17 protein-coding genes and 1 tRNA gene are annotated in these 16,006 nt (G+C 61.6%); 1 reads left to right on the plus strand and 17 read right to left on the minus strand.

The window, feature by feature from the left end:
• Positions 1-103: 103 nt before the first annotated feature.
• The 14 genes from ACE3P9_RS00085 to uvrB form a co-directional block, all read right to left on the minus strand.
• Positions 104-463, minus strand: coding sequence for a hypothetical protein (locus ACE3P9_RS00085; RefSeq protein WP_374490709.1), 360 nt, complete (start codon positions 461-463; stop codon positions 104-106).
• Positions 464-826: 363 nt separating this feature from the next.
• A complete protein-coding gene (locus tag ACE3P9_RS00090) occupies positions 827-1,132 on the minus strand; it encodes a hypothetical protein (RefSeq protein ID WP_374490711.1) in 306 nt (101 codons plus the stop codon).
• A 6-nt stretch (positions 1,133-1,138) separates the two neighbouring features.
• Positions 1,139-1,495: a RidA family protein gene (locus ACE3P9_RS00095; RefSeq protein ID WP_374490713.1), complete on the minus strand. Its 357-nt coding sequence runs from the start codon at positions 1,493-1,495 to the stop codon at positions 1,139-1,141.
• Between the two features lie 178 nt (positions 1,496-1,673).
• A tRNA-Val gene (locus ACE3P9_RS00100) sits at positions 1,674-1,748 on the minus strand.
• A 75-nt stretch (positions 1,749-1,823) separates the two neighbouring features.
• Positions 1,824-2,540 carry a DNA polymerase III subunit epsilon gene (gene dnaQ, locus ACE3P9_RS00105; RefSeq protein ID WP_374490715.1) on the minus strand — a complete coding sequence of 239 codons (717 nt, stop codon included), beginning with the start codon at positions 2,538-2,540 and terminating at the stop codon, positions 1,824-1,826.
• 143 nt (positions 2,541-2,683) lie between these two features.
• Positions 2,684-3,022 (minus strand): ISC system 2Fe-2S type ferredoxin, encoded by a 339-nt coding sequence (gene fdx, locus ACE3P9_RS00110; RefSeq protein WP_374490717.1) that lies wholly within the window; start codon positions 3,020-3,022, stop codon positions 2,684-2,686.
• A gap of 2 nt (positions 3,023-3,024) precedes the next feature.
• Entirely contained in the window at positions 3,025-4,896 is a 1,872-nt protein-coding gene (gene hscA, locus ACE3P9_RS00115; protein WP_374490719.1) for a Fe-S protein assembly chaperone HscA, read from the minus strand.
• A gap of 130 nt (positions 4,897-5,026) precedes the next feature.
• Positions 5,027-5,563, minus strand: a complete 537-nt coding sequence (gene hscB, locus ACE3P9_RS00120; RefSeq protein WP_374490721.1) for a Fe-S protein assembly co-chaperone HscB — start codon at positions 5,561-5,563, stop codon at positions 5,027-5,029.
• 16 nt (positions 5,564-5,579) lie between these two features.
• Positions 5,580-5,903 carry an iron-sulfur cluster assembly protein IscA gene (gene iscA / locus ACE3P9_RS00125; RefSeq protein WP_374490723.1) on the minus strand — a complete coding sequence of 108 codons (324 nt, stop codon included), beginning with the start codon at positions 5,901-5,903 and terminating at the stop codon, positions 5,580-5,582.
• A 99-nt stretch (positions 5,904-6,002) separates the two neighbouring features.
• Positions 6,003-6,392: a Fe-S cluster assembly scaffold IscU gene (gene iscU, locus ACE3P9_RS00130; RefSeq protein ID WP_374490725.1), complete on the minus strand. Its 390-nt coding sequence runs from the start codon at positions 6,390-6,392 to the stop codon at positions 6,003-6,005.
• Positions 6,379-6,681 (minus strand): hypothetical protein, encoded by a 303-nt coding sequence (locus ACE3P9_RS00135; RefSeq protein ID WP_374490727.1) that lies wholly within the window; start codon positions 6,679-6,681, stop codon positions 6,379-6,381. Before ACE3P9_RS00135 ends, iscU begins: the two co-directional genes overlap by 14 nt.
• Before the next feature lie 152 nt (positions 6,682-6,833).
• Positions 6,834-8,051, minus strand: a complete 1,218-nt coding sequence (locus tag ACE3P9_RS00140; protein WP_374490729.1) for an IscS subfamily cysteine desulfurase — start codon at positions 8,049-8,051, stop codon at positions 6,834-6,836.
• Positions 8,052-8,170: 119 nt separating this feature from the next.
• Positions 8,171-8,710 carry a Fe-S cluster assembly transcription factor gene (locus ACE3P9_RS00145; RefSeq protein ID WP_374490731.1) on the minus strand — a complete coding sequence of 180 codons (540 nt, stop codon included), beginning with the start codon at positions 8,708-8,710 and terminating at the stop codon, positions 8,171-8,173.
• Between the two features lie 404 nt (positions 8,711-9,114).
• A complete protein-coding gene (uvrB, locus tag ACE3P9_RS00150; protein ID WP_374490734.1) occupies positions 9,115-11,205 on the minus strand; it encodes an excinuclease ABC subunit UvrB in 2,091 nt (696 codons plus the stop codon).
• Between the two features lie 326 nt (positions 11,206-11,531).
• On the opposite strand from uvrB, the gene ACE3P9_RS00155 reads away from it, so the two are divergent.
• A complete protein-coding gene (locus ACE3P9_RS00155) occupies positions 11,532-12,731 on the plus strand; it encodes an amino acid aminotransferase (RefSeq protein WP_374490736.1) in 1,200 nt (399 codons plus the stop codon).
• Between the two features lie 152 nt (positions 12,732-12,883).
• On the opposite strand, the gene ACE3P9_RS00160 is transcribed toward ACE3P9_RS00155, so the two are convergent.
• From ACE3P9_RS00160 to ACE3P9_RS00170, 3 genes are all read right to left on the minus strand, one after another.
• Complete coding sequence (locus tag ACE3P9_RS00160; protein WP_374490738.1) at positions 12,884-13,579, minus strand: aspartate/glutamate racemase family protein; 696 nt, start codon at positions 13,577-13,579, stop codon at positions 12,884-12,886.
• Positions 13,580-13,735: 156 nt separating this feature from the next.
• Positions 13,736-14,719 carry a sulfate ABC transporter substrate-binding protein gene (locus tag ACE3P9_RS00165; RefSeq protein ID WP_374491626.1) on the minus strand — a complete coding sequence of 328 codons (984 nt, stop codon included), beginning with the start codon at positions 14,717-14,719 and terminating at the stop codon, positions 13,736-13,738.
• Between the two features lie 195 nt (positions 14,720-14,914).
• On the minus strand, positions 14,915-15,808 hold the full coding sequence (locus ACE3P9_RS00170) for a LysR family transcriptional regulator (protein WP_374491628.1): 894 nt from the start codon (positions 15,806-15,808) through the stop codon (positions 14,915-14,917).
• Positions 15,809-16,006: the final 198 nt, after the last annotated feature.

A 16,006-nucleotide genomic window follows, 5' to 3' on the forward strand; every position in this document is an offset into this window, starting at 1 on the left:
CGTGCGACAACCAATCGTAAAAAGTTGTGTATTTTACCGACAGATGGCGCGGGGTGCACATGGAGCGCATGCGCATGGAAGGCGCTGCCCACAGGCTGCAGTGCTAAACGTGCAGGAAGCGCTTGATGACAGCGTACAGAATGTAGAAGAATGCCAGCCAGATCAGCAGATAGCGCAGGTTGCGGTTGACAGGTGGTCGATCTGCATTCCGAGAGAGCTGCGACGCAGTCCGATCCCGTCTGAACTGGCGAGGATCGTACTCGATGCGTTTCCGATCGAATTTTGCGTTTGCATTTGAGGATCCACGCGTGCGCTGACGGTGTCGCTCGTGCATGTAATCGCGATCCATGAGTCCCATATTCATACCTCCTGGCAGGATTGTAGAGATAAGGAGCACGAAAACGGGATCCGTCATGGAGTTGGCAGGACGATCAGGAGCGGCTGCCACGGTGCGGGCAGCCATGGCGTCATGTCGAGATGGTCCAGCACACGATGAACTGGCATGCCCACCTCATGATCCTGCTTTACACAATGTATATTACGTTAACTTAGGCAAGGCTCTAAAAGTTCAATGAGCTGCGCGGTGTGCAATCTATCATGGTTTCACATCCCCTATGCGCTTCATTGCATGTGTCGACGTCTACTGTCAAGAATTGGCTTGCCGGTCGGGTGCAGCCTCCGGATGCTGCTGTGGCATGAGTCTCCCGAGGGGCGGCGGTATGCGGATGTGTGTCTGGAAATGTGGCAGCGAATCTGGCGGCGCAGGTCGATTCCCTGCGGCATGAAAAAGCCCGCGCTGGGCGGGCTTGGTGGGTGCTGGTGGCGATTAGCTGGATGCGGCTTGGTCTGCCGGGATGCCCTTCTGTTCGTTGGTGCGGGTGGCGTTGCACTGCTCTGTGGTCATTCCTGGCAGGCATTTGTCGGTCTGCGGTGCTGATGTGGCGCCGTCTTTCTGCGCGGCTGCTGCTGCTTCCGCTTCTGCTCTCGCTTTGTGCGATTTGTCCATGTAGTTTTTGTATGACGGGATGGCTACTGCCATAAGGACGATGCCCGGCAGGATGCAAAAGATGAGGACACATCGTCCCAGAAACAGCGAGAAGCTGCCCCACAGCCACGCAAAAAATTTGCCCATTTTGTATTATTCCTCTGCTGCTGCAGTGACGACGATCTCGATGCGCCAGGTGGGGTCTGCGAGGTGGGCCTGCACGGTGGCGCGCGGGGGGCTGTTTGCAGAGTCGACCCAGGAGTCCCACACCTCATTCATGCCGCTGATGTCCTCGATGTCGCGCAGAAAGATCTGGCACATGAGGATGCGTGACCGATGGCTGCCAGCTTCTTCGAGCAGTCTATCTACCGTAGCCAGAACCTGGCGTGTCTGTCCGCGAATGTCCTGTGTGCTGTCCTCGGGAACCTGACCAGCCAGATAGGCAACTCCAGCGTGCACCGCGACATCGCTGTACCTGGGCTCCACATGCAATCGACGAATGGACTTCATGGAAAAGATGAAAATGAAGGAAGGAAAGAAGGGGTTGAGGACGCACTGCGATTTGCTGCGTCAAGTCTCATTCTAGGCAAACTGCCCTGCTCCACCTTGACCGCCTCGTGTTTGGCTGGTGCAGCCCCTGAAGCAAGCATGAAAAAGGCGCCTGATCGTGGATCAGGCGCCTTTTATATGGTGGGTGATACATGGATCGAACATGTGACCCCTGCCGTGTGAAGGCAGTGCTCTACCGCTGAGCTAATCACCCTTGACTTGTTTTGCAACCTACAATTTGTTGTTTGCTGCGAAAGATTGAATTATGGCATGAAATATCTGGTTTTGTCTATGCGGACGAATTTTTTTTCCAGATGGTTTCTCCGCCGCTGGCCTTGTCGATGACGGCGAGCATGGCTTCATGCGCCTGACGTTCCAGATCGCTCGGATGGAGGATGGGGAGCACGATCTGGCTCAGGTCGAGCTTGGCACTGGCAGCGGCAGACTGCTGCTCTGGTGTGTCGGTTCCGGTGTCCATGACCAGCGACTCCTGGCCACGGGTGAGGCTGATGTAGACGTCGGCCAGCAGTTCGGCATCCAGCAAGGCGCCGTGCAGGGTACGGCTGGAGTTGTCGATGCCGAATCGGTCACAGAGGGCATCCAGCGAGTTGCGCTTGCCGGGAAATTGTTCCTTGGCCAATGCCAGGGAGTCGACAACGCCTGCGACATAGGATCTGAATTCCCGTTTGCCCACGAGCTGGAGCTCATTGTCGAGAAAGCGCGTGTCGAACGCTGCGTTGTGGATGATGATTTCCGCATCCTGCACAAAAGTCAGGAAATCATCTGCAATCTGTGCAAAGGTGGGTTTGTCGCGCAGGAATTCGGTAGTCAGTCCGTGTACCCGCAGTGCGCCCTCCTCGCTTTCGCGTTCGGGGTTGATGTACAGGTGGAGCGTATTGCCGCTGAACTGGCGGTTGACCAGCTCGACACAGCCGATTTCGAGGATGCGGTTGCCATCGCTGACTTCAAGGCCGGTGGTTTCGGTATCCAGAATGATCTGACGCATGGAAAGAGGTTTCCTTATGACTTCCGTGGATGGCACGCCTGCGGGATAAATCGCCCATCAGGCATGCGCCCTCGCCCTGCCCTGCGGAGGCGGCAGGCTTTTCATCATGGCACGCAGGACACGTGCGATGCCGTCAGGGGTACTCAGTGTTTTTCCTTGGCGTGGTTGATGGAGTAGCGGGGAATCTCGACGACGAGGTCCTGCTGCGCCACCATGGCCTGGCAGGACAGGCGCGAATCGGGTTCGAGGCCCCAGGCGCGATCAAGCATGTCTTCCTCGCATTCATCCATCGGATTGAGACTGCGGAAACCTTCGCGCACGATGACGTGGCAGGTGGTGCATGCGCAGCTCATGTCGCAGGCATGTTCAATGGGGATATGGTGGTCGAGCAGTCCCTGGCAGATGGTGGTGCCGGTGGGCACTTCAATGTCGGCGCCCTGGGGGCAGTACTCGGGATGAGGCAGGATCTTGATGTGTGGCATGGTTAAATGGTCTCGATGTTCTTGCCGGAAAGGGCCTGCTGGATGCCCTGGTTCATGCGCTTGGCGGCAAATGCCTCGGTGCCGCTGGCGAGAGCCTTGCTGGCGGCTTCGATGGCTGCGGCATCCTCGGCATGCCGCTGGTCTCGCAGAGCTGCGATCAGCGCATCGATGTGGGCACGCTCCTCGTCGGTGAGGAGATGGCCGTCGACAGCCAGGGCGCTTTCCGTGGCCAGGATGATGCGGTCGGCATCCACACGGGCCTCGGCCAGTGCCCGCGCCTCCTTGTCCTGATGCGCGGCGTCAAAGCTGTCCTGCAGCATGTGGGAGATGGCATCGTCCGTCAAGCCATAGCTGGGCTTGACCTCGACATGGGCTTCCACTGCGCTGGTCTGCTCCCGTGCACTGACCTGAAGGAGTCCATCGGCATCGACCGTGAAAGTCACGCGGATGCGTGCGGCCCCTGCCGTCATGGGAGGAATGCCGCGCAGCGTGAAACGCGCCAGACTGCGGCAATCGGCCACCATGTCGCGTTCGCCCTGCACCACATGCAGGCTCATGGCGGTCTGGCCGTCCTGGTAGGTGGTGAAGTCCTGTGCCATGGCCACGGGGATGGTCTGGTTGCGGGGGATGATGCGTTCGACCAGTCCTCCCATGGTTTCGATGCCCAGCGACAGGGGGATGACATCGAGCAGCAGCAGATTGCCATCCGTGCTGTTGCCGGCGAGCTGGTTGGCCTGGATGGCTGCACCCAGAGCGACCACTTCGTCGGGATTGAGATTCGTGAGCGGTTGCGAGCCGAAGAATTGCCCGACGGCTGTCTGCACATGGGGCATGCGTGTCGAGCCGCCGACCATGACGACGCCCTGCACTTCGGATGGCAGGAGTCCGGCATCATCCAGGGTCAACCGCATGACCTGCAGGCACCGTCCGGTCAATGCGGCCGTGACGGATTCGAAGTCTGCACGACTGACCTGGACGTGGGCTTCTCCAGTCGAGAGCCGTGCGATGCACGGGGCCTGTTCCTGTGTCGTGAGGGCATGCTTGCAGGCACGGGCGGCAACGGAGAGAGCGGCACGGTCCATGGCTGTGGGGGCGGCGAGGCCGGAACGCTGCAGCACCAGGTCGGCCAGCGTACGGTCGTAGTCATCGCCTCCCAGCGCCGAATCACCGCCTGTGGCCACCACTTCGAAAACGCCCTGGGTGAGCCGCAGGATGGAAATGTCGAAGGTACCGCCACCGAGGTCGAAGACCGCATAGATGCCTTCGCTGGCATTGTCGAGGCCGTAGGCAATGGCGGCTGCGGTGGGTTCGTTGATGAGGCGCAGGACGTGCAGGCCAGCCAGCTGAGCAGCATCCTTGGTGGCCTGGCGCTGTGCATCATCGAAATAGGCCGGCACCGTGATGACGGCGCCGTAGAGCTCGGAGTCGAAGGTGTCTTCGGCACGCTGGCGCAGGGTGGCCAGGATTTCCGCACTGATCTCGACGGGGGATTTGTCTCCGCCGCGTGTGCGGATGTGCACCATGCCCTTGTCCGGGTCTTCGGCCACCAGCTCGTAGTGCAGGGAATGCCCGAGAGAGGTCTGGATGTCGCGCAGGCTGCGTCCCATCATCCGCTTGACGGAAACCACCGTGTTCAGGGGGTCTTCTGCCAGATGCTGCAGGGCTTCGGCGCCGATCTGTCGCCCGCCCGAGGGGAGATAGCGCACGGCCGAGGGCAGAATGACCTTGCCCTGCGCATCGGGCAGGCATTCGGCCACGCCATGCCGCATGGCCGCGACGAGGGAATGCGTAGTGCCCAGATCAATGCCTACCGCGATGCGCCGTTCGTGCGGGTCCGGAGTCTGTCCGGGTTCGGAAATCTGTAGAAGAGCCATAGATGACGAAAGAGGCGGTGCCTTTCAGCACCGGCCTGGCAATGGGAGAGATGAAAGGGAGAGAGGCATGCAGCACGTCAGGAGTGCATGCGCACTGCCCCATGCCCCTGAGGAAGAAAAAACCGACGCATCATGCGCCGGCTGCCTGGGCATGTTGCCACTGCAGCTGGCGTTGTCGCACATCCCTGGCGAATTTTTCAATGAACATGAGCGAGCGGACCTCGGACGCCGCCGCCGCGTAGTCGGGCAATGCATCCAGATGCACCTGGAGCGAAGCCAGCAAGCGGTCACGCTCCGCGCGTACCGCATCTGCGAGGGTCTGCAGAGACTGGGCACTGTCGGCTTCATCGAGCTGTTCGCGCCATTCCATCTGCTGCATCAGGAAGTCCGGCGGCATGGCCGTGTTCTGCTCCGCCTGAATCGGCATGCCTGCAAGCTCGCACAGATAGGCGGCACGCTGCAGGGGGTCGCGGAGGCGGCGATAGGCCTCGTTGACGCGCACGGACCACTGCATGGCCACGCGCTGTGCCGCCGGTCCCTCGCCCACGAACCGGTCGGGGTGGACCTGGCGCTGCAGGGCCTTCCAGCGCTGATCGAGCTGCGCTTCGTCCTGCTGCTGGGTACGCGGCAGACCAAACAGCGTGAAGTCATCGTCCTGCAGGTTCATGACGTGTGCCTTGCCCTCAAATGCGGAAACTCTCGCCGCAGCCGCAGCGATCGCGCTCATTGGGGTTGTTGAACTTGAACCCTTCATTGAGTCCTTCGCGAACGAAGTCCAGCTCGGTTCCATCGATATAGGACAGGCTCTTGGGATCGACCAGCACTTTCACGCCATGCTGCTCGAACACGACGTCTTCGGGCTCGACTTCATCCACATATTCAAGTTTGTAAGCCAGGCCCGAACAGCCCGTGGTCTTTACACCGAGCCGCACGCCCAGTCCCTTGCCTCTCTTGGCCAGCGAGCGCGTCACATGACGCGCGGCCGCTTCCGTCAAGCTGATAGCCATGATGGTGATACCTTCGCAGTTTGTCGGCACGGACATCGTGAGGGGAGGTTCGTGCCGACCTCAGAAATTCAAACGTCGATCGGCGCGCGCAGCACCGTCTCAGGCTGCGCCGTGCTTCTGACGGTAGTCATTGACAGCAGCCTTGATGGCATCTTCGGCCAGAATGGAGCAATGCACCTTGACGGGAGGCAGGGCAAGCTCCTCGGCGATCTGGCTGTTCTTGAGTGCAGAGGCTTCGTCCAGGGTCTTGCCCTTGACCCATTCGGTGACGAGAGACGACGATGCAATGGCTGAGCCGCACCCGTAGGTTTTGAACCGGGCATCCTCGATCACGCCAGTGGCGGGGTTGACCTTGATCTGCAGCTTCATGACGTCGCCACAGGCCGGAGCCCCCACCATGCCGGTGCCTACGGATGCATCGGATTTGTCGAAGGATCCCACGTTGCGGGGATTTTCGTAGTGGTCGATGACCTTTTCACTGTATGCCATTTTTTCTCTCCTGATATTCCTGGTAGGTGATGGGCTCATAGCGGCGCCAGTTCGCGCCGCTGCGGTCTTCTCCGTAGCGCAGGCTGAGCCACATGCTGTCGCCGGGACGCACTGTGCGGCTCACCTTGCGCGCATTGAGGCTCAGCCAGAGGGAAGAGCCCGTCTTGAACTGCTTGGGACACTCGACATCGTTGCGGTGGTTGTTGTCATCGTGCACGGCCAGCACCTGGGCCTTGACCATGAGCTCGTGCAGGGGCTGCGCATGGGCTTCCTGTACCCGCGCAGCCATGAGGCACGAAATGTTCATGGCAGCCCGGGCTGGCATGATGCCTCCCAGGGTGGCTGCAAGCACCACACCCACCAGCCATGCGGGCCTTGTGCCTGGGCGTCTGTGCCAGGAGGGTAGCGTGTGCGTTTGCATGTGCCTCCCCTGCCCTGCCATCAATGCGCGGCCCACTCGATGGAACCGATGTCCACCCCGTCCTGGTACATTTCCCACAGCGGACTGAGTTCGCGCAGCTTGGCCACGTTTTCCTTGATGACCTGCACGGCATAGTCGATCTCGGCCTCGGTGGTGAAACGGCCGTAGGACATGCGCAGGCTGCTATGGGCAAGTTCGTCGCTGCGCCCCAGGGCGCGGAGCACATAGCTGGGCTCCAGGCTGGCGCTGGTGCAGGCAGATCCGCTCGATACTGCGAGGCCCTTGATGCCCATGATGAGCGATTCGCCTTCGACGAAGTTGAAGCTCATGTTCAGGTTGTGCGGCACCCGGTGTTCCAGGTCTCCGTTGACGTAGACCTGCTCGACCGAGCTGAGTCCGGCCAGCAGTCGGGCCTGCAGCTTGCGGGCATGGGCAAGGTCATGCTGCATCTCTTCCTTGGCCAGACGATAGGCTTCTCCCATGCCCACGATCTGGTGGGTAGGCAGGGTTCCGCTGCGCATGCCGCGCTCATGACCACCGCCATGCATCTGGGCCTCGATGCGGACCCGTGGCTTGCGGCGCACATACAGGGCACCGATGCCCTTGGGACCATACGTCTTGTGGCTCGCCAGGCTCATCAGGTCGATGGGCATGGTGTTGACATCGATTTCCACCTTGCCGGTTGCCTGTGCGGCGTCGACGTGGAAGATGATGCCCTTTTCACGGCAGATGGCTCCGATGGCAGGAATGTCCTGGATGACGCCGATTTCGTTGTTGACGAACATGACGCTCACGAAGATGGTGTCGGGACGGATGGCGGCCTTGAAGCGTTCAAGGTCGATGAGTCCGTTTTCCTGCACTTCCAGATAGGTCACCTCGAATCCCTGGCGCTCCATCTCGCGCATGGTGTCGAGCACGGCCTTGTGCTCGGTCTTGACCGTGATGAGATGCTTGCCACGTCCCTGGTAGAAGTGGGCAGCGCCCTTGATGGCGAGGTTGTCGGATTCGGTGGCTCCGCTGGTCCAGATGATTTCGCGGGAATCTGCGTGGATCAGGTCGGCCACCTGCTGACGGGCCTTTTCGACGGCTTCTTCCGCTTCCCAGCCCCAGGCATGGCTGCGGCTGGCGGGATTGCCGAAATGGTCATGCAGCCAGGGCACCATGGCATCGACCACGCGCGGATCCACCGGCGTGGTGGCACCGTAGTCGAGATAGATGGGATATTGCTTGTCGGTCATGATGCTCTCGTATCAAATTCTGAGGATGCGTGGTATACCACCGCGCCCGAAAGGAAACATTGTGAGGGGAGACTTGCCAACGGCCGCGATGCGGGTACTTGGGCATTCCCCTTGCCGGGTCACTTGGCCAGCGGCGTGGACCCCAGCGCAAACACGGAGTTGGGGGCATTAACGCGCACGGGCTTGAGCACCGGAGTGGAGGAAATGGCGCGCTTGAGCATGGGCCGATCCTCGATCTGCACGCCCTTGCTGAGCTGGTCGTCGACCAGCTTCTGGAGGTTAATGGACTGCAGAAACTCCAGCATCTTGGCATTGAGACTGGTCCACAGATCGTGGGTCATGCAGGGGCCGTTGTGTTCGCCCATGCAGTTTTCCTTGCCGCCGCAGCTGGTGGCGTCGAGCTGCTCGTCCACCGACACGACGATTTCGGCCACGCTGATGTCCGATGCCTTGCGTGCGAGGGTGTAGCCGCCGCCCGGACCCCGGGTGGATTCGACCAGATGGTGACGGCGCAGCTTGCCGAACAGCTGCTCCAGGTAGGACAGCGAAATCTGCTGGCGCTGGCTGATGGCAGCCAGCGTGACAGGGCCACTGCTCTGACGCAGGGCGAGATCGATCATGGCGGTGACTGCAAAACGGCCCTTGGTAGTAAGTCGCATGTGCATGTGCTCCACAAGTCTGGAAAAAAGGAAAGACACGGAGGGACAGGGTTTTGCCCCACCGCCAGCGCAAACCTCGGTCAAAGGCCAGCGGACCTCTTTTCCTACTATTTGACTCAAGTATACCCGATAACTGAGAAATTCTCTCAAGTACGTCGATGGAAGACACAAAATTTGCGCCGACGCCTTGTCTGAAATCAAGTGAAAAGGGTGTGAGCGGGGGCAATGCCTCGTTTCGAGGATGGACAAGGCCTGTGCATCCCGATGCCTCCATGGAGGGGCGTGCCCGGCAAAGGTGCGGGTGGGGGTCCCATGTACCCCCTGCCGGACATGCGCGCCCCAGAATGAGGCACTGCGGGCAACCCGGCGCATTTCAAAGCAAGAAACAGGCCACACCCACCATGTCATTCCACGGCATCGTGTGCGGCACCGCCCAGCACGCGTTGCCTGAGCGCTGCGAGCTGATCGCGGGTTCGGGCAGCCTGCTCGAACTCCAGGTTCTTGGCATGCTCCATCATCTGCCTTTCCAGACGCTTGATTTCACGGGAAAGGTCTTTCTCGCTCACGTCCTCGACGTAGGCACGCACCAGGTCCTGTGCCTGTGCAGCCTTGCCGGCCTTGTCGCTGTAGACCCCATCGATGAGGTCGCGCACCTTCTTGACCACGCTGCGCGGGGTGATGTGGTGCTCGGCATTGAAGGCGAGCTGTTTGGCTCGGCGCCGACTGGTCTCGCCCATGGCGCGCCGCATGGATTCGGTAACGTGATCGGCATAGAGGATGGCCTTGCCATGCACGTTGCGGGCTGCCCGGCCGATGGTCTGGATCAGACTGCGTTCGGCTCGCAGGAAGCCTTCCTTGTCGGCGTCCAGGATGGCCACCAGCGACACTTCGGGAATGTCCAGTCCTTCGCGCAGCAGGTTGATGCCCACCAGCACGTCGAAGGCGCCCAGGCGCAGGTCCCGAATGATCTCGACGCGCTCGACGGTGTCGATGTCGGAGTGCAGGTAGCGCACCTTGACCCCGTTCTCGGTGAGGTAGTCGGTGAGCTGCTCGGCCATGCGCTTGGTGAGCGTGGTGATAAGCACCCGCTCGCCCACCTTGACGCGCTCGTGAATTTCCTGCAGCACGTCATCGACCTGATGGGTGGCTGGGCGCACCTCCACGATGGGATCGACCAGACCGGTGGGCCGCACCACCTGTTCGACCACCGCGCCTCCAGAGTGCTGCAGCTCGTAGTCCCCGGGCGTGGCCGACACGAAGATCGACTGGCGCATGCGCTGCTCGAATTCCGGAAACTTGAGAGGACGGTTGTCCAGTGCCGACGGCAGACGGAACCCATATTCCACCAGCGTGGTCTTGCGGGCCCGATCGCCGTTGTACATTCCGTTGAACTGTCCGATGAGGACATGGGATTCGTCGAAAAACATCAGCGCATCGGAAGGCAGATACTCGACCAGCGTGGGAGGAGGATCGCCGGGGGCTCCGCCGGAGAGGTGGCGTGAATAGTTCTCGATGCCCTTGCAATAGCCCACTTCCTGCATCATCTCGAGGTCGAACCGAGTGCGCTGTTCGAGCCGCTGGGCCTCGACAAGCTTGCCGTCATCGAGAAACTGCTTGAGTCGCTCCGACAGCTCTGCCTTGATGGTCTCGATGGCGCGCAGCACGCTGGCGCGCCCCATCACATAGTGGCCTGCCGGGTAGATGGCGAAGCGCGGCACCTTGTGCACTGTCTTCCCGGTAAGGGGGTCAAAGAGCGTGAGCGCCTCGATTTCGTCGTCGAACATCTCGATGCGGATGGCCAGCTCCGAGTGTTCTGCAGGAAAGACATCGATGGTGTCGCCACGCACCCGAAAGGTGCCGCGCGCAAAATCCATGTCGTTGCGGGTGTACTGCATGCGCACCAGATGGGCGATGAAGTCACGCTGCGACACCCGGTCGCCCGCCCGCGTGATGAGCCGCATCTCGGTGTATTCCTCTGGGCTGCCGATGCCGTAGATGGCAGACACCGTGGCGACAATGACCACGTCCCTGCGTTCCAGCAGGCTCTTGGTGGCCGACAGGCGCATCTGCTCGATGTGTTCGTTGATGGCGCTGTCCTTCTCGATGAACAGGTCGCGCTGCGGCACGTAGGCTTCAGGCTGGTAGTAGTCGTAATAGCTGACGAAGTATTCGACTGCGTTCTTGGGAAAGAACTCGCGGAATTCGCTGTAGAGCTGGGCCGCCAGGGTCTTGTTGGGCGCGAACACGATGGCCGGGCGCCCCAGACGGGCGATGACATTGGCCATCGTGTAGGTCTTGCCGGACCCGGTCACGCCGAGCAGGGTCTGGTAGGCCTCGCCATCCTGGACTCCTTCGACCAGCTTGTCGATGGCCGTGGGCTGATCGCCAGCGGGCGGATAGGGTTCGAACAGCTCGAAGGGCGAATCGGGGAAATGCGCAAAGCGGCCGGACGTGGCAGCCACCGGTGCGTCGGAGGAGGAAGGAGTGTCTGGCATGGCAAGGAGATGGAGGCGAATCGCGCAATGTAAAGCAATCATGCCCGGTCTGCAGCGGCCCGGTGTGCCTCCGCGCGGTGCATGCGGGGCATGCTGCTGTCGCCTTCCGGCACCATGGCGGGTTTAGGTCTCCCTATCCCGGCCATCTCTGTGCACAGCCGTTGTGCGGCTTTTACAATAGGGGGGCAAGACAGAAGGATGGCACTGTCGGCTGACATGCCGGTTTCCTGCCGGGAATCTCATGGGGTTCTCCTCTGGGCAGATGTACGGTGCAACCTGTCTTCGCGGATGTCTCTGTTGTCTCGTCTCCACTAAGGAAAAATTTCATGTCTCTCTTTTCTGCCGTAGAAATGGCCCCCCGCGACCCGATTCTGGGTCTGAATGAACAGTACGCCGCCGATGCCAATCCCCAGAAGGTCAACCTCGGCGTGGGCGTCTATTTCGACGGCAACGGCAAGCTGCCCCTGCTCAAGTGCGTGCAGACCGCCGAGCAGATGATGATGGAGAAGAAGGCTGCCCGCGGGTATCTGCCCATCGACGGTCTTCCCGCCTATGACAGCGCCGTCAAGGGCCTGGTGTTCGGTGCCGAGAGCGATCTCGTGCAGGGTGGCCGTGTCTGCACCGTGCAGGCGCTCGGTGGCACCGGCGGCCTGAAGCTGGGCGCCGACTTTCTGAAGAAGCTGCGTCCTGCTGCCAAGGTGCTCATCAGCAACCCCAGCTGGGAAAACCACCGCGCCATCTTCACCAATGCAGGCTTTCAGGTCGAGACCTATGCCTACTATGACGCCGAAAAGCGCGGCGTGAACTTCGAGGGCATGCTCGCCAGCCTGCAGGGCGCCGAGGCCGGCACCATCGTGGTGCTGCATGCCTGCTGCCACAACCCGACCGGCTACGACATCACTGCTGCGCAGTGGGATCAGGTGGTCGAGGTGGTCAAGGCACGCCAGCTGGTGGCTTTCCTGGACATGGCCTATCAGGGCTTCGGCAACGGTCTGGTCGAGGACGGCACTGCCATCGCCAAGTTCGTGGCCTCTGGCCTGGAATTCTTCGTGTCCACTTCCTTCAGCAAGAGCTTCAGCCTGTATGGCGAGCGCGTCGGTGCGCTCAGCGTCGTCTGCGACAGCAAGGATGCTGCTGCGCGCGTGCTGAGCCAGCTCAAGATCGTGGTGCGCACCAACTACAGCAACCCGCCGGTGCATGGCGGCACGGTGGTGGCCACGGTGCTCAACACTCCCGAGCTGCGCACGCAATGGGAAGAGGAACTGGGACACATGCGCACCCGCATCAAGGAAATGCGCCAGGCCCTGGTCGCAGGTCTGCAGGCGGCCGGCGTGCAGCGCGACATGTCGTTCATCACGCAGCAGATCGGCATGTTCAGCTATTCCGGTCTGACCAAGGACCAGATGGTGCGCCTGCGCAATGAGTTCGGTGTGTACGGCACCGACAGTGGTCGCATGTGCGTGGCTGCGCTCAACCACAAGAACATCGGTCACGTCTGCGCCAGCATTGCCAAGGTGCTGGGCTGATCGACTGGGGGCCTGCAGGGCCTTGCCTCCTGCAGCCTCCCCACTCTGTGGAGAGAGGCAGCCGGGGATGCCTGCCCTGCCCTCCTCCACCCAAGCCACCGCATTGCGGTGGCTTTTTTGTGCCATGTCACGGTGCAGGTTCGGTGCGCCGTTCAGCTCCCCAGAGCCAGCCGGGCAGCGGCCTGTGCGTGCAGGGTGGTGGTATCGAAAAGCGGCACGCTGGCATCTTCGGGGTGCACGAGCAGAGAAATTTCGGTGCAGCCGAGGATGATGGCCTGGGCGCCCTGCTCCACGAGCCTCTGCATGACGGCGCGGAATGCCGTGCGGGAGGTCTCGTGGATGCGTCCCAGGCACAGCTCGTGGTAGATGACGTCGTGCACGAGAAGACGGTCTGCGGCTTCAGGCACCAGCACATCGATGCCATGCATGTGCTGCAGACGATCACGGTAGAAAGGCTCCTCCATGGTGAAGCGCGTGCCCAGCAGCCCCACGCGCGCAAGCCCCGCCTGCCGGATGGCATGGGCCGTGGCATCGGCAATGTGCAGCAGCGGAATGTGCACGGCTGTCTCCATGGCCGGTGCCACCTTGTGCATGGTGTTGGTACAGAGTACGACAAAATCGGCCCCGGCGGCTTCGAGCGCAGATGCGGCCCGGACCATGTGCTGTCCTGCCGTGTCCCAGTCGTTCTGGCGCTGCAAGGATTCGATCTCCTGGAAATCGACGCTGTAGAGCACGATCTTGGCCGAGTGCAATCCTCCCAGTGCCTGCTTGACCGCTTCATTGATCTGGCGGTAATAGGGAATGGTGGATTCCCAGCTCATGCCGCCGATGAGCCCGATGGTTTTCATCCTGGATGCCTTTCATGCGTGCACGGCAGGCCATGGGCAGAAAGCCGCCGGCTCTGTCGCTGCGGCCCCTGCAGGGGGCCTGCATTCCATGATAAACGGCGGCTTGTGGACGGAGGCCAGGCATGGCCGAGCCCCCGTTGCACCGCGTGCATCGCCTTAGGATTTGCCTCGTGCAGCCACCAGCTGGTCGTAGACGCCGCCATCGGCAAAGTGCTCTTTCTGGGCCCGGGTCCAGTCCCCGAAATACTTGTCGAGAGTGAACAGCTCCAGCCTGGGAAACTGCGTTGCCACGGTCTGCGCGACCTGCTCGTCGGCGGGACGGTACCAGTGCGTGGCCATGATGCGCTGGGCCTCGGGGGTGTAGAGAAATTCGAGGTAGGCCGTGGCAATGGCACGGGTGCCGCGTGCGTCGACATTGCGATCGACCAGGGCCACGGGCGGCTCGGCCAGAATGCTCACCGGGGGGGTGATGATGTCGAACTGATCCTGTCCCATTTCCTTGAGAGCGAGATAGGCCTCGTTTTCCCAGGACAGGAGCACATCGCCGATATGCCGCTGGGCAAAGGTGATGAGAGAGCCGCGTGCACCCGTATCGAGCACGGGCACATGGGCATACAGATCGGCCACGAAGGCGCGTGCCTGTTCGGCCGAGCCCGTGCGCTGCAGGGCCTGGCCCCAGGCCGCCAGGTAGTTCCAGCGGGCACCGCCGGACGTTTTGGGGTTGGGGGTGATGACTGCGACGCCGGGCCGCACCACGTCGCTCCAGTCGTGAATGCCCTTGGGATTGCCCTTGCGCACCAGAAAGACGATGGTGCTGCGGTAGGGGGTGCTGTTCTTGGGCAGGCGCTTCTGCCAGTCGGCCGGAAGGAGCTTGGCCTGCCTGGCAATCTGGTCGATGTCTGCAGCCAGGGCCAGAGTCACGACGTCGGCCTTGAGGCCATTGATGACGGCCAGTGCCTGCTTGCCCGAGCCTCCATGCGACTGCTTGACCTGCACGGCCACATGGCTGTTGCGTGCGGCATAGGCCTTGGTGAAGGCCCGGTTGATGTCCTGGTAGAGCTCCCGGGTGGGGTCATAGCTCACATTGAGCAACTCGACCTGCTGGGGCTTGCTGCAGCCGGCGAGCCAGGAGCTGCCCATAACGGCACCTCCGAGTGCGGGCAGACGGGTGACGAAATGGCGACGGCTCCAGGAGCCTGTGGGGAACGATGGCATGGCGCAGGACCTCTTTCAGAACATGAAGTCATGATATGCACTCGTCTTATTTTCAATAAAGAATATTTCGGCATGTGCTTACAACTGTCTGTCAGGTGCTGTGCCTGCCGTTCCGCCCAGTCAGGAAGATTCCCGATGCGCTTCCAGCAGACAGGCATGGAAGGCGAGCGCCGCACGTGCCGGCCGGGGGGATCGCCTGAGCACACTCACGAAATCGCAGGCGTAGCGCAGCACGCCAGGCCGCACAGCCTGCATGCGGCCTGTGGCCACGAAGGGAGCGGCATAGTGGTCGGGCAGAAAGCCCAGAAAGCGGCCAGAGAGGATCAGTGTGGCAATGCCCTCCTGATCGAAACCGGTGGCGGTACGCGGCAGGTGTCTGGCATGCGCCAGCTCCATGTTGGGAGAGTGGTAGCCCAGCCCTGCAAAATCGCCCCGCTGCCGCAGGGCCTGCCAGTCCAGTGCGGCATGGCTGGCTCCGAACAGGGGATGCTGCGTGCCGCAGTACAACCCCATGGTTTCGCCGAACAGCCGGTCATAGCGCAGGCTGGCGGAACTGCGGTGCGTGGGCACGATGCCCACGGCAAAGCTGCCATCGATGACGCCGCGTTCGATGGTGCGGATGGAACCGACATGCAGGTGCAGATCCACATGCGGGGCACGCTGCACGAAGGCGGCGATGGCTTCGGCAATGTGGGCCTCGGGGTTGCTGGCAGTCTTTTCGAATACGGCCACGTGCAGGGCTCCGCCCATGCGGGCGTGGATGTCATCGACGCTGGCGCGAAAGCCCTCCACGGCTGCGAGCAGGCGCAGCGTTTCGTCGTAGACGCGCTGGCCTTCGGGCGTCAGGGCAAAGCCGCCCCGCCCGCGTCGGCACAGGGTGAGGCCGAGCCGGGTTTCGAGGTCCTTGAGATGGCGGCTTACGGTGCTGGTGCCGATGTTGAGCTCCAACTCGGCGGCGGAAAGCCCTCCGCACTCCACCACGGCCTTGAACACCTGCAGCAGCCGCAGATCCATGTCGCTGAGCTGGCCCAGCACGGCCCGTGAGCGCCCCGTGGCGGCTGCCAGGACAGCGGGGGCCGCATCGGGAGCATCTGACGAGATGTTTGCTTGCATGAATCGGCAACTGAACATGGATATATGCCTATTTTAAAGAGCAACACCGCTTCGCAGAATGGGCTTTGGAATGCCGCAGGATCCCGTCCCGGTTTTTTC

It is taken from the genome of Allobrachymonas sp., from assembly GCF_041912815.1.
Taxonomy (GTDB): Bacteria; Pseudomonadota; Gammaproteobacteria; order Burkholderiales; family Burkholderiaceae_C; genus Brachymonas.

Coding starts and splice junctions, on each gene's coding strand:
- ACE3P9_RS00085 (WP_374490709.1), bottom strand. CDS start 463: ATGGCTGCCCGCACCGTGGCAGCCGCTCCTGATCGTCCTGCCAACTCC.
- ACE3P9_RS00090 (WP_374490711.1), bottom strand. CDS start 1,132: ATGGGCAAATTTTTTGCGTGGCTGTGGGGCAGCTTCTCGCTGTTTCTG.
- ACE3P9_RS00095 (WP_374490713.1), bottom strand. CDS start 1,495: ATGAAGTCCATTCGTCGATTGCATGTGGAGCCCAGGTACAGCGATGTC.
- dnaQ (WP_374490715.1), bottom strand. CDS start 2,540: ATGCGTCAGATCATTCTGGATACCGAAACCACCGGCCTTGAAGTCAGC.
- fdx (WP_374490717.1), bottom strand. CDS start 3,022: ATGCCACACATCAAGATCCTGCCTCATCCCGAGTACTGCCCCCAGGGC.
- hscA (WP_374490719.1), bottom strand. CDS start 4,896: ATGGCTCTTCTACAGATTTCCGAACCCGGACAGACTCCGGACCCGCAC.
- hscB (WP_374490721.1), bottom strand. CDS start 5,563: ATGAACCTGCAGGACGATGACTTCACGCTGTTTGGTCTGCCGCGTACC.
- iscA (WP_374490723.1), bottom strand. CDS start 5,903: ATGGCTATCAGCTTGACGGAAGCGGCCGCGCGTCATGTGACGCGCTCG.
- iscU (WP_374490725.1), bottom strand. CDS start 6,392: ATGGCATACAGTGAAAAGGTCATCGACCACTACGAAAATCCCCGCAAC.
- ACE3P9_RS00135 (WP_374490727.1), bottom strand. CDS start 6,681: ATGGCTGCGCGGGTACAGGAAGCCCATGCGCAGCCCCTGCACGAGCTC.
- ACE3P9_RS00140 (WP_374490729.1), bottom strand. CDS start 8,051: ATGACCGACAAGCAATATCCCATCTATCTCGACTACGGTGCCACCACG.
- ACE3P9_RS00145 (WP_374490731.1), bottom strand. CDS start 8,710: ATGCGACTTACTACCAAGGGCCGTTTTGCAGTCACCGCCATGATCGAT.
- uvrB (WP_374490734.1), bottom strand. CDS start 11,205: ATGCCAGACACTCCTTCCTCCTCCGACGCACCGGTGGCTGCCACGTCC.
- ACE3P9_RS00155 (WP_374490736.1), top strand. CDS start 11,532: ATGTCTCTCTTTTCTGCCGTAGAAATGGCCCCCCGCGACCCGATTCTG.
- ACE3P9_RS00160 (WP_374490738.1), bottom strand. CDS start 13,579: ATGAAAACCATCGGGCTCATCGGCGGCATGAGCTGGGAATCCACCATT.
- ACE3P9_RS00165 (WP_374491626.1), bottom strand. CDS start 14,719: ATGGGCAGCTCCTGGCTCGCCGGCTGCAGCAAGCCCCAGCAGGTCGAG.
- ACE3P9_RS00170 (WP_374491628.1), bottom strand. CDS start 15,808: ATGGATCTGCGGCTGCTGCAGGTGTTCAAGGCCGTGGTGGAGTGCGGA.